12 protein-coding genes are annotated in these 10,996 nt (G+C 33.3%); 7 read left to right on the forward strand and 5 right to left on the reverse strand.

The features are described from left to right. Positions 1–126: 126 nt before the first annotated feature. The 3 genes from RYK07_RS08115 to RYK07_RS08125 all read right to left on the reverse strand — a co-directional run bounded on the left by RYK07_RS08115 (position 127) and on the right by RYK07_RS08125 (position 2,212). Positions 127–633, reverse strand: a complete 507-nt coding sequence (locus RYK07_RS08115; protein ID WP_314680497.1) for a phosphatidylglycerophosphatase A — start codon at positions 631–633, stop codon at positions 127–129. Between the two features lie 68 nt (positions 634–701). Continuing rightward, the gene (locus RYK07_RS08120; RefSeq protein WP_314853362.1) at positions 702–1,688 is read right to left on the reverse strand and encodes an NAD(P)/FAD-dependent oxidoreductase; all 987 of its coding nucleotides are present in this window, start codon (positions 1,686–1,688) and stop codon (positions 702–704) included. Positions 1,689–1,702: 14 nt separating this feature from the next. Further along, on the reverse strand, positions 1,703–2,212 hold the full coding sequence (locus tag RYK07_RS08125) for a divergent PAP2 family protein (RefSeq protein ID WP_314853363.1): 510 nt from the start codon (positions 2,210–2,212) through the stop codon (positions 1,703–1,705). Positions 2,213–2,364: 152 nt separating this feature from the next. Here RYK07_RS08125 and RYK07_RS08130 point away from each other — a divergent pair, with 152 nt between their 5' ends. The 4 genes from RYK07_RS08130 (at position 2,365) to RYK07_RS08145 (ending at position 5,509) form a co-directional block, all read left to right on the forward strand. Then, positions 2,365–3,012, forward strand: coding sequence for a CpXC domain-containing protein (locus RYK07_RS08130; protein ID WP_314258010.1), 648 nt, complete (start codon positions 2,365–2,367; stop codon positions 3,010–3,012). Positions 3,013–3,106: 94 nt separating this feature from the next. Beyond that, a complete protein-coding gene (locus tag RYK07_RS08135; protein WP_314853364.1) occupies positions 3,107–3,700 on the forward strand; it encodes a peptidylprolyl isomerase in 594 nt (197 codons plus the stop codon). A gap of 9 nt (positions 3,701–3,709) precedes the next feature. Next, the gene (locus tag RYK07_RS08140; protein ID WP_006702336.1) at positions 3,710–4,102 is read left to right on the forward strand and encodes a CvfD/Ygs/GSP13 family RNA-binding post-transcriptional regulator; all 393 of its coding nucleotides are present in this window, start codon (positions 3,710–3,712) and stop codon (positions 4,100–4,102) included. Between the two features lie 60 nt (positions 4,103–4,162). Further along, complete coding sequence (locus tag RYK07_RS08145; RefSeq protein ID WP_006702337.1) at positions 4,163–5,509, forward strand: glucose-6-phosphate isomerase; 1,347 nt, start codon at positions 4,163–4,165, stop codon at positions 5,507–5,509. A gap of 398 nt (positions 5,510–5,907) precedes the next feature. Here the strand turns inward: RYK07_RS08145 and RYK07_RS08150 are convergent, their stop codons facing one another. Both RYK07_RS08150 and RYK07_RS08155 read right to left on the reverse strand, forming a co-directional pair. Beyond that, positions 5,908–6,522, reverse strand: a complete 615-nt coding sequence (locus RYK07_RS08150; RefSeq protein ID WP_314853366.1) for a response regulator transcription factor — start codon at positions 6,520–6,522, stop codon at positions 5,908–5,910. Next, positions 6,515–7,489: a histidine kinase gene (locus RYK07_RS08155; protein WP_314853368.1), complete on the reverse strand. Its 975-nt coding sequence runs from the start codon at positions 7,487–7,489 to the stop codon at positions 6,515–6,517. The genes RYK07_RS08150 and RYK07_RS08155 overlap by 8 nt, the downstream gene beginning before the upstream one ends. Before the next feature lie 235 nt (positions 7,490–7,724). Here RYK07_RS08155 and RYK07_RS08160 point away from each other — a divergent pair, with 235 nt between their 5' ends. The 3 genes from RYK07_RS08160 to RYK07_RS08170 are packed head-to-tail and all read left to right on the forward strand — an operon-like array spanning position 7,725 to position 10,856. Continuing rightward, positions 7,725–8,669, forward strand: coding sequence for an ABC transporter ATP-binding protein (locus RYK07_RS08160; protein ID WP_314078407.1), 945 nt, complete (start codon positions 7,725–7,727; stop codon positions 8,667–8,669). Next, positions 8,666–9,730: an ABC transporter permease gene (locus RYK07_RS08165; protein ID WP_314853370.1), complete on the forward strand. Its 1,065-nt coding sequence runs from the start codon at positions 8,666–8,668 to the stop codon at positions 9,728–9,730. The genes RYK07_RS08160 and RYK07_RS08165 overlap by 4 nt, the downstream gene beginning before the upstream one ends. Further along, entirely contained in the window at positions 9,717–10,856 is a 1,140-nt protein-coding gene (locus RYK07_RS08170) for an ABC transporter permease (RefSeq protein ID WP_314853372.1), read from the forward strand. The genes RYK07_RS08165 and RYK07_RS08170 overlap by 14 nt, the downstream gene beginning before the upstream one ends. The last annotated feature ends 140 nt before the right edge of the window (positions 10,857–10,996 follow it).

Here is a 10,996-nt window from a genome sequence, read left to right on the forward strand (position 1 = left end):
GCATATAAAAAATCCTGTCGGTGATTTCTCACCAACAGGATTTGTCGAACAACCGGAAATCGTAATATCGATTTCCTTGCCGTCCTTGATACTTTAGAAAAGTTTATTTAATGTTATGTTACTGAATTAATCTAATTCAGATTCTTGGTATTCTGGATATCCGTGGGCTACACGACTTGCTGCTGCTGCTGCAATAGCACCTACGATATCATCTAAGAATGTGTGGCAGTAGCCACTTGATTTATCATTTAATAATTCTAAAATTCCTGGTTTTACTTTATCGATATAACCATAGTTTGTAAATCCGATAGAACCATACACATTTACGATTGATAAAGCAAGAATTTCGTCTACACCATATAAACCTTCATCTTTTGTAAGAATATCATTTAATGGTTGTGATAATTGATTTTTTTCAGCTAATTTATCTAACTCAATTCCTGTAATAATGGCATTTTGTACTTCACGTTTTTTTAGAACAAATTCAACATTATTGTAGCAGTGTTCAAGCGTTAAATTAGGAAAATATGGTTCTTGTAAGAAATAAACTAATTTTGCAATTTCTTCTAATTCAACTCCACGTTCATGAAGAAGTGATAGTGCATATTCATGTAATTCTTTTGTATTTTTCATAAAAAACTCTCCTTCCACGTTTCCAGAATTTAAAAGTGGAAACGAATACATCATTATAACATATATTCCTAGAAAAGAGAAGAACTATGAACTGTTTGAATTCTCTTCTCAGGGTGAATGTATGCCATTGCTTGGTTGACAGCAATCGGCGCTTCCCCAAATCCTGTTGCGATAATTTGAACTTTTCCTTCGTAAGTGGCAATGTCTCCAACGGCAAATATACCTGGAAGGTTTGTTTCCATTTTGCTATTTGTGATAATCGCATTTCTTTGCAATTCTAATCCCCAATCTTTAATGGATCCGATAGAAGAGGAAATACCATAGCTGACAATAAAGTCGTCCACTTCTAATTCGATTTCTTCTTCTCCACGAGCTTGTTTGAATGTAACAGATTGAAGCGTATTTCCATCTCCGTTTAAGCGTTCAGGAATGAACGGTGTGAAGATTTCAATAGAAGATTGTTGTAGTAATTCAACACTATGTTCTTGCGCTCTAAATTGTGGGCGACGGTGAATGATGCTAACTTTTTTCGCAATTTTTTCTAATGTTAATGCCCAGTCAACTGCTGAATCTCCGCCACCACAAATGGCAATGTTTTTATCTCTAAATTGTTCTAAATTCGTTACGAAGTAGTGCAATTGTTTGTTTTCATAATTTTCTGCGCCTTCTAATTCTAATTTACGAGGACGGAAAGCTCCATTTCCGCATGCAATAATAATGGTTCTTGCGCAGTGTGTTTGTTTAGAGGTTGTAATTTCATAGTAGTCTTCATGCTTTTCAATTTGCAGAGCTTCTTCTTCTAAGCAAATTTGTGTAGCGTCAAATCGATCTAATTGCTTGATTAAGTTTTCTACTAAATCTCCCGCTAAAATTTCAGGATAAGCAGGAATATCGTAAATCATTTTTTCAGGATATAACATTCCTGGTTGTCCTCCAAGTTGAGGAAGGCTTTCGATAATTTTTACACTAGCTTGACGAAGTCCTGCGTAAAAAGCTGTAAATAATCCAACGGGTCCGCCACCAATAATGGCAATATCTACGATTTCTGTTGTCATTTCATTCTCCATTCTTAGAAATATAAGAAGCGTAATAGGATAGCAATCACAATTCCTGTCATTGCTCCACCAAATACTTCTACGGGCTTATGTCCAAGATATTTCTTAATAATTAATTTTTTATTTTCTTCTGTATTAAATAATTGAATCGGTTCATCATCATCAATTTCAATCTCTGATAATTTTGTAGATTCATCTCTTAATTGTTCCTCAAATAATTGAGATAATAAAATTCCTTGTTCACCACTTTGACGTCTAACCGCCATCGCATCAAACATGACAATCACACCAAATGTTGTGGCAATTGCTACAAGAGGAGAAGCAAATCCATATTCCAATCCAAGAGCTGTAATAAGGGAAGTAACGGCTGCAGAGTGAGAACTCGGCATTCCACCCGTACTTGTCATAAGGGATAAATGTGCTCCTTTTTTTCTTGTGAAAAATGCAATTGGAAATTTAACAAATTGTGCAAATAATATTGATAATAATGCTGCTATTAAAGGATAATTTTCAAAAATAGTCATATATATACACTCTTTCCTAATTAGTCCTTTATACTATACCATATTCTCAAACGTTATACCAAATAAGGAAAGAAAAAACAGTAAATAAAAGGGGAAAGTTTTTGACGAGCGTGGTATACTAGGCACAGTAGAATTCGAAAGAAGGTATATTCATGACAGAAGTCAATCAAGTCCCAATTCACTGTGAAACATGTCAAAAGTCTTTTGACTATACGATTTATCAAAATGTAAATGTGACTGAAACTCCAGAGTTAAAAGAAAAATTAATCAATCAAACAGTATTTCAATGTACTTGTCCACATTGTGGGCAAAAATACTTTATTCCATATATTTTGAATTACCAAGATATGGATAAGAAAATTTTGATTCATTTCTATCCGAAGGAAGAAGAAATGCAAAAAGAATTACAACAAGTATTAATCGATGATCAAACAACGAATCAAGATTTCTTAGATAGCGGATATGCAGTTCGTTATGTGGGAAGTTGTGATGAATTTTTTGAAAAGTTATGCATTGCGGAAGAAGGTTACGACGATCGTATTATTGAAATTGTAAAATATTACTGTGTAGATCGAATGTTGCAAAAAAATATTGTATTTGATCGTATTCTTTTTAGTAACCAACAAGAAGCAGGAGTAGGAATTTATATTGTAAATGGAAAGAAAATTTCTCATTTTATTCCAGTTTCAGAAGAACTGTTAAAAATTGCAGAAAAGCAATTAGAAAAAGCAAAGCCAGAGAAAGATTTATTAGTGGATCGCTATTGGGCACAAATCGTTGCTTCTGTTGGAGAAGAGTAAGTTGAAACTTCGTCCATAAATTGATAAAAAAGGCATTTTATGGTTTAATTGAAGCAGTATAAAACTTAGAAAAGAAGGGAAGAATAAGGGGAAAATGGTTATATTTCCACAATTAAGAAGACAATTAAAAGGAAACCCTGTTGTAATTTTACATACAAATATGGGGGATATTACTTTAGAATTATTTAAAAAGCGTGCACCTAAGACAGTTAAAAACTTTGTGACACATGCGAAAAATGGCTATTATGACGGGGTGATTTTTCATCGTGTGATTGAAGATTTTATGATTCAAGGTGGAGACCCAACTGGTACTGGTATGGGTGGAGAATCGATTTGGGGTCCAAAATTTGAAGATGAATTTTCAAAAGAATTATTTAATCTTTACGGAGCTCTTTCAATGGCAAATGCTGGACCAAATACAAATGGTTCACAATTTTTCATCGTAACAGCGAAACATGTTCCTGCTCAAATGTTAACGCAATTAAAAGAGATGGGATGGCCAGAAAAAATTGTTGAAGCTTATGCAAAAGATGGTGGAACACCTTGGTTAGATCATCGTCATACCGTTTTTGGTCGTGTTGTTGAAGGAATGGACGTTGTATTAAAAATTGAATCTGTTAAATGCAATGGTCAAGACCGTCCATTAGAAGATGTTGTGATTGAATCAACGACAGTAGTGAAAAGGTAGGGGTTGAACATGACACAGACGTATCGCATTGGAGATGTGATTACTGCTAAAGTGACAGGAGTTCAGCCTTATGGAATTTTTCTAGCATTGGATGAAGAAACACAAGGATTAATTCATATTTCTGAATGTAAGCATGGATATATGGATAATGTGCATAATTTTGTAAAAATTGGAGAAGAAGTAACTGCAAAAGTAATTGATGTAGATGAATTTACCGATAAAATTAGTTTATCAATTCGTGCATTAGAAAAATTAGATGTACCTTCTACACCAACGAGAATTAAGCGAAATAAGAAACGCTTTACTCCTCCAATTGGATTTTCATCTTTAGCGCATCAATTGCCGTATTGGATTGAAGAGGCGCAAGAAAAATTTGTAAAGCCGAAAGAAAATAAAGCATAGTAGTACTCATTTGATAGAAAAATTGATATAATAGAAGAAGAAATTTTTAGGAGGTTCATCATGGGACATATTTCATTTGATTATTCCAAAGCATTAGGTTTCTTTAATCAAGAAGAAATCAATCAATTACAATCAACTGTAACAGCAGTTGACAAAGATTTAAGAGAGGGATTAGGAGCAGGTGCAGATTTCACTGGTTGGATTAACTTACCTCGTGACTATGATAAAGAAGAATTTGCTCGTATCAAAGAAGCAGCTAAAAAAATTCAAGAAGATTCTGAAGTATTAGTTGTTATTGGTATCGGTGGTTCATATTTAGGAGCCCGTGCAGCAATTGATTTCTTAAATCATGCATTCTACAACTATTTACCAGCAGAACAACGTAAAACACCTCAAGTGTTATTTGCAGGAAATAGCATTAGCTCAACTTACTTACATGGTTTAATTGAGTTAATTGGAGACCGTGATTTTTCAGTAAACGTAATTTCTAAATCAGGTACAACTACAGAACCAGCAATTGCGTTCCGTGTATTTAAAGATTTATTAATTAAAAAATATGGTAAAGAAGAAGCGGTTAAACGTATTTATGCAACAACTGACCGTGCTCGTGGAGCATTAAAATCAGAAGCAGATGTTGAAGGTTATCAAACATTTGTTATTCCAGATGATGTAGGTGGACGTTTCACTGTATTAACAGCTGTAGGTTTATTACCAATTGCTGTAACTGGTGCAGATGTAGATGCGTTAATGCAAGGGGCTGAAGATGCTCGTGTGGCTTATAGCTCACCAAACTTAAAAGAAAATGAAGCTTATCAATATGCGGTAGCTAGAAATGTGTTATACCGTAAAGGTAAAGTGACTGAATTATTAATTAATTATGAGCCAACTTTACAATACTTCTCTGAATGGTGGAAACAATTATTCGGTGAATCTGAAGGGAAAGATTTGAAAGGTATTTATCCTTCAAGTGCGAACTTCTCAACTGATTTACACTCATTAGGTCAATATATCCAAGAAGGTCAACGTAATATCTTCGAAACGGTTATTAAAGTGGGTACTCCTAATGAAACTGTAACAATTCCTGAAACTGAGGAAGATTTAGATGGTTTAGGTTATTTACAAGGTAAAACAATGGATTTTGTAAATACAAAAGCTTTCCAAGGTACTTTATTAGCGCATACGGATGGTCAAGTACCAAACTTTGTTGTAACGATTCCTGATATGTCAGCTTATACTTTAGGTCATTTAATTTACTTCTTTGAAATTGCTGTAGGTATTTCTGGTTACTTAAATGGTGTGAATCCGTTTGACCAACCTGGTGTTGAAGCGTATAAGAAAAATATGTTTGCTTTATTAGGGAAGCCAGGATTTGAAGAACTAGCAGAAGAGTTGAACAATCGTTTATAATATAAATAAATTTTTTAATGAAATTTCCAAGATGTAGCAAAGGACGCCAGCAAACCTGCGGTTTCATGGCTAAATTTTGAGCCTGAGGTCTCAAAATTTCCTGTGATTGGAACGGCTAATGCCGTTTCAATCACTACTGCTACGGGGAAATTCCTTTTTGTTTGCCATCATAAGATGGAAGACGTATTGTAGATAGAAATGGAATTTCCGATATGTAGCAAAGGACGCCAGCAGACCTGCGATCTCATGGCTAAATTTTGAGCCTATGGTCTCAAAATTTCCTGTGATTGGAACCGCTGTGCCGTTTCAATCACTACTGCTACGAGGAAATTCCTTTTTTTATAATGGCATATTAAAAAGACACCACTTTGTGGTGTCTTTGTTTCGTCATTAATAGTTCATTCTACCAAATCTTTATAGTAATAAATCGCTAATTGGGTTCTGTCTCTTAGGTTTAATTTCTCTAAAAGTAAGGAGAGGTAGTTTCGTATGGTGCCTTCGCTTAGGTACATTTTTTCTGCGATTTCTTTATTATTGTATCCTTCTGCTACTAAATACAATAATTCATTTTCACGTTCATTCAGAAGTTTGCTTGTTTTTCTTTGATAGACTTTTTTAACCGGCATATCGATTGTTGAATCATATACTATTTGATTATTCATAACCGCTTCGATAGCAGGGATAATGCCTTTAATATGTTGCTTTAATAAATAACCTTTACAACCTAGTGCTAATGCTTTCGTAATATATTCATCATCTTGAAAGGTCGTTAAAAATAAAATTTTTGCTTCAGGATATTCTTGTAAAATATGACTAGCTGCATCAATCCCAGAAGTAGGCTCCATTCGAATGTCCATTAATACTAAATCAGGCTGATGTTGTTGATATAGTTGAATCGCTTCAGCTCCATTACTCCCCATACCAACGACTTCAATATGAGATTGGGCAGAAAGGATGGTTTCTAATGCTTGTAACACTAAATAATCATCATCGATAAGAATCGTTTTAATCATGAGAGGCCTCCTGTTTTGGAATACGAATAAAAATTTCGTATCCATTTTTTATTTGAAGTGTAAAATCTCCATTATGTTTTTCCACTAATTCCTTCATCATGGTTAGTCCCATGCCTGAGGGAGTATTCGTTGGACGATCACCATTGTCTCTATAATCAATAGTGTAAGTTGTTTTTTGTTCTAAAAGGAATAATTGAATTTGCGTTCCATTAGAATGTTTCATAAAGTTTGTTGTCAATTCCTTACAGATCGTTAAAATATCATATTTTACATTAATAGGAATACTATCTGAGATAGTATTTGTAAAATTTAGCTGTGCTTTTTCTTTCAAAGGTTGAAGGAGTGTATCCATTCTTTGCGAAAGTGAGAATGAGTCATCATACATTTGATGAATTGTTAATCGAATGTCATCCATTTCCTGTTGTAAAATGCTTGATAAATGTTCTAATTTTTCTTCCACAACGGGTTCAGTCGTAATAATTTGTAGAGCTTCCAATTGCATAATAGAAGCACTCAAAGTATGTCCTAATTGATCATGTAATGCATGAGAAATCCGATTTCTTTCTTTCAAGGTTGCAATTTCCATTTGCTTTAAAACTTCTTCAGAATTTGATTGTTGTCGTTGTATTAATTTTAAGCGTTCTAGTTCTAAATTATTTTGGATTTGATAATTTTTCTTTTGAAAAGCTTCATCTTTTTGAGTTTGTAATATGATATAACTGCCAATGCTGCCGAGAATAAGGGTAAATAAATTAGGATATAAAATTAAAATCCCCCCAGAAAAAATTCCCCATAAACCATATAAATGAACCGCATGCATGATGAATAGTACACTATAAAGTCCAGTCTGTGGATAAAGAACACAAAGAAATCCAGAAATCCCTAATGCAATTGATGAAATGAATTTTGAACTGACATAAGGCGAAAGAGAGAGGATATAGATACAAAATCCTAGAAAAATTGTCATCAGTTCAATATTCTCCTGTGCTAAAAAAATACTGATGAGAATAAAAAATAATGATTTTTCAATGAATGTACGCAAGACTATCCCTCCAATCTGCTTTTTATTGTAGTATAACTGCAAAAGTCACAAAATTCTATAAAAATATGACAAATGTCATATGCAGATGATGATATTTGACACTAGGTAAGAGTGAAGACATTTTATATACTAAGATTGTGATGAAAGGATAGGTGAAAATATGGAAACAAGTATTGTAGTTAAAGGGTTAGTGAAACGATATAAAGATTTAATGGCATTAAATCACTTTGAAATTGAGATTCAAAAAGGGGAGTTATTAGCACTTCTTGGTCCAAATGGATGTGGAAAAACTACTTTAATCAATTGTATGCTAGGATTTTTAACATTTGATAGTGGAGAGATTACCGTATTAGGAGAAAATCAATTTCCATTATCTGCTAAAGCTAGAGGGCAAATTGGAATTGTACCACAAGAGTTAGCTTATTTAGAAAATTTAACAGTGGAAGAAAATATTGATTTCTTTTGTGGACTATACATTTCAGATTCAACATTGCGAAAACAATATGTAAAAGAAGCGATTGAATTTACAGAATTACAAGATTTTCGTAAATTTCTACCTAAAAAGTTAAGTGGCGGATTGAAACGCCGATTAAATATTGCTTGCGGAATCGTCCATAAACCTTCTTTAATTTTCTTTGATGAACCGACTGTTGCGGTGGATACTCAAAGTCGTTCGTTTATTTTAGACGGAATTCGTCAATTAAATGAAAAAGGCAGTACCATTATTTATACTACTCATTATTTAGATGAAGTGGATGGATTAAGTGATCGTATTGTGATTATGGATAAAGGAAAGAGCATTATCTCTGGAACGTCTCAAGAATTAAAAGCATCGATTACTACTTCAGAAATTATTCAAGTAGAATTAACAACGATTCCAACAAGTGAACAATTAGAGCGATTAAGACAAATTCCTCAAATTTTAGTAATGGAAGAACAAAAGCAACAGTTGAAATTTCATTTTAAAAAAGGGAACAATCATTTAATGCATGTAGCCAATACGATTGAAGAATTGCAGTTAAATTATGTCCGTTTATATAGTGAACAACCAAGTTTAGATGATGTATTTCTAGCATATACTGGGAAAGGACTTCGTGATAGATGATGACATTTCTAAAGTTATTTAAGTATTTATTTAAAAATACGGTAAAAGATTTTGCATTTTCATTTTGGGTATTATGTTATCCAGTGATTTTAACGACTTTCTTTTATTTATCTCTTTCTAGTGTGATTCATCAGGAATTAAATCCCGTTCGAGTGGCGATAACTAAGGATCATCCTTTTCATTTTGTATTCGAACAAGCAGGTGAAAATTTTGAAATTATTGATGTAGCATCAGCAGAAGAAGGAAAGCAGTTAACGCTTGAAGAAAAAGCAGATGGATTTGTTGAAAATAATCTAGATATTGTAGTGGCAAAAGAATCCGGTGTTCCACAAAGTGTTTTGAAAAATGTGGTCACTCAAATCAAACAAGTTCAATCTCTTGGAAAAAGTGCCTCCACTATTGATTTTAAAAAAAGTTGGATTAAAGAAACAAAGAGTGATGTTAGTGAAGGAACAATGATGTTCTATTCAAGTCTAGCAAGTTTTGCAATGTATTCTATCTTTAGTGGAGTTGTTTGTGTAGCATATATGAATGGTAATTTATCTGAAGTGGGACGAAGAGTTATGGGAAGTTCATTTAGTAAATGGAAATTTCTGATTTACAGTTTTGCTACAGGATTAACGTTAAATGTGCTTTCGAATGCCCTTTTATTAGTGTATATGACTCAAATTTTAAAATTACAGTTATTTACGGATTGGACAGGTAGTATTTTATTAATGCTTATAGGAAATGTTTTTGGATTATCCTTTGGAATTTTAATAGGAACTCTGCAACAGTTGAGTATACAAGGACGGATTATAGTAGCATTAATGACCAATATGATTGCATCTGCTATTGCAGGCTTAATGGGAAGTAGTATACGAGTATTTATGAATAGCCATCTTCCATGGGTGAATCAGTATAATCCGGTAGCTTTGATTATGTCTGGATTTTATCAATTAAACCGTTTAAATGAGGGGACACAAATGCCTCGTATTTTTGGATTACTTGGAATTTATACACTTCTATTAATGGTCTTTGCATTATGGAGATTAAGGAGAACACGTTATGACAGTTTATAAGTATTTTTTAAAACTTGCGAATCGTTACAAAATATATGGCATTATTTATTTAGTTATTTTTATGGGGATGGCTTTACTTCAAATTTCTGGAAAGAAGGAAACAAGTAATTTTGAAGATACTTCTATTAAAATGATGATAAAAGATGAGTCGAATGGAACTGATGAAATCATTAATCAATTGATTCAAACTCTTCAAAAGAAACATGAAGTACAAAAAACAACAAAAAGTGATATAAGTATGAAAGAAGCTATCTATGCAGGAGATGTAGATGCAGGATTATGGATTCCAAGTGATGTACATTCAAAATTGGACAAAGAACAAGAAGTTGTTGAGATGGAAATCTCCAATTCATTATCGGGACATTTAATTCGTGAGTATGTAAATTCTTATCTTCGATATGCAGTTGCTTTGAAAAAAGAAGGGAATTTTATTCTAGAAAGAATTGAAAAGATTATAGATCAAGAAGTAACAGTAACGATTCTTTCTAAAGAGGAAGCGGTATCCAGTCAATACTCTAAAGAACAATTTGGTAAAATTTATTTTGCCTATAGCCCATTTATTTATTTTTCAGTGTTCATTTATTTATTTGGTACGATTTTTTCTAAAATGAAGGGGAAAGAAGTTGCCAAGAGAATTGCGATTGCAATGAAAGATGAGCGTCAAGTGATGTTGGAACAATTTTTAGCAGGGTTAACGATTGTAGGTTTAATTGTTGGTATTAATCTGCTTTTTGTAGGGATTTTAGCTCCTGAATTTTATGCAAGTTCTCAAGCATTGAAGATTTTATTATTAAGTACAGCGTCGGCAATTTCAGCTTATGCTTTGTCATTTCTTTGTGCAGTAGTAATTGGCGAGAATCAATATGCTTATTCAGCTGCAAGTACAATTTTGGGAACGGGGCTGGCATTTTTATCCGGAATTTTTGTTCCTTTAGAATTAGTAAGTTCATATGGAGTAAACATTGCTAAATTCTTCCCTGTTTATTATGTGACTTCTGCAGCGAGCAATTCTTCAACAGAGTTTTCTAGTTATGCATTCCATTTAGGAATGATTGTTTTATTTACCGTTTTATATATCATAATGGCGTTTAGCGTGCAGCGCATTCGTCGTAAAAAATTTATTTAATGGAATTTCCTGAAAGTAGCAAAGGACGCCAGCAAACCTGCGGTTTCATGGCTAAATTTTGAGCCTAGGTCTCAAAATTTCCTGTGAGGCTGGGCAGTAAGTCTCAAAAATAGAAGAAAGCACGTCCCGATTTTGACTGA

This window comes from uncultured Granulicatella sp. (assembly GCF_963528315.1).
Taxonomy (GTDB): Bacteria; Bacillota; Bacilli; order Lactobacillales; family Aerococcaceae; genus Granulicatella.

What these genes read in the sequence shown, in the direction of transcription:
- RYK07_RS08115 (WP_314680497.1), bottom strand. Translation starts at nt 633, where the DNA reads ATGAAAAATACAAAAGAATTACATGAATATGCACTATCACTTCTTCAT.
- RYK07_RS08170 (WP_314853372.1), top strand. Translation starts at nt 9,717, where the DNA reads ATGACAGTTTATAAGTATTTTTTAAAACTTGCGAATCGTTACAAAATA.
- RYK07_RS08135 (WP_314853364.1), top strand. Translation starts at nt 3,107, where the DNA reads ATGGTTATATTTCCACAATTAAGAAGACAATTAAAAGGAAACCCTGTT.
- RYK07_RS08120 (WP_314853362.1), bottom strand. Translation starts at nt 1,688, where the DNA reads ATGACAACAGAAATCGTAGATATTGCCATTATTGGTGGCGGACCCGTT.
- RYK07_RS08140 (WP_006702336.1), top strand. Translation starts at nt 3,710, where the DNA reads ATGACACAGACGTATCGCATTGGAGATGTGATTACTGCTAAAGTGACA.
- RYK07_RS08150 (WP_314853366.1), bottom strand. Translation starts at nt 6,522, where the DNA reads ATGATTAAAACGATTCTTATCGATGATGATTATTTAGTGTTACAAGCA.
- RYK07_RS08130 (WP_314258010.1), top strand. Translation starts at nt 2,365, where the DNA reads ATGACAGAAGTCAATCAAGTCCCAATTCACTGTGAAACATGTCAAAAG.
- RYK07_RS08155 (WP_314853368.1), bottom strand. Translation starts at nt 7,489, where the DNA reads ATGACAATTTTTCTAGGATTTTGTATCTATATCCTCTCTCTTTCGCCT.
- RYK07_RS08125 (WP_314853363.1), bottom strand. Translation starts at nt 2,212, where the DNA reads ATGACTATTTTTGAAAATTATCCTTTAATAGCAGCATTATTATCAATA.
- RYK07_RS08160 (WP_314078407.1), top strand. Translation starts at nt 7,725, where the DNA reads ATGGAAACAAGTATTGTAGTTAAAGGGTTAGTGAAACGATATAAAGAT.
- RYK07_RS08145 (WP_006702337.1), top strand. Translation starts at nt 4,163, where the DNA reads ATGGGACATATTTCATTTGATTATTCCAAAGCATTAGGTTTCTTTAAT.
- RYK07_RS08165 (WP_314853370.1), top strand. Translation starts at nt 8,666, where the DNA reads ATGATGACATTTCTAAAGTTATTTAAGTATTTATTTAAAAATACGGTA.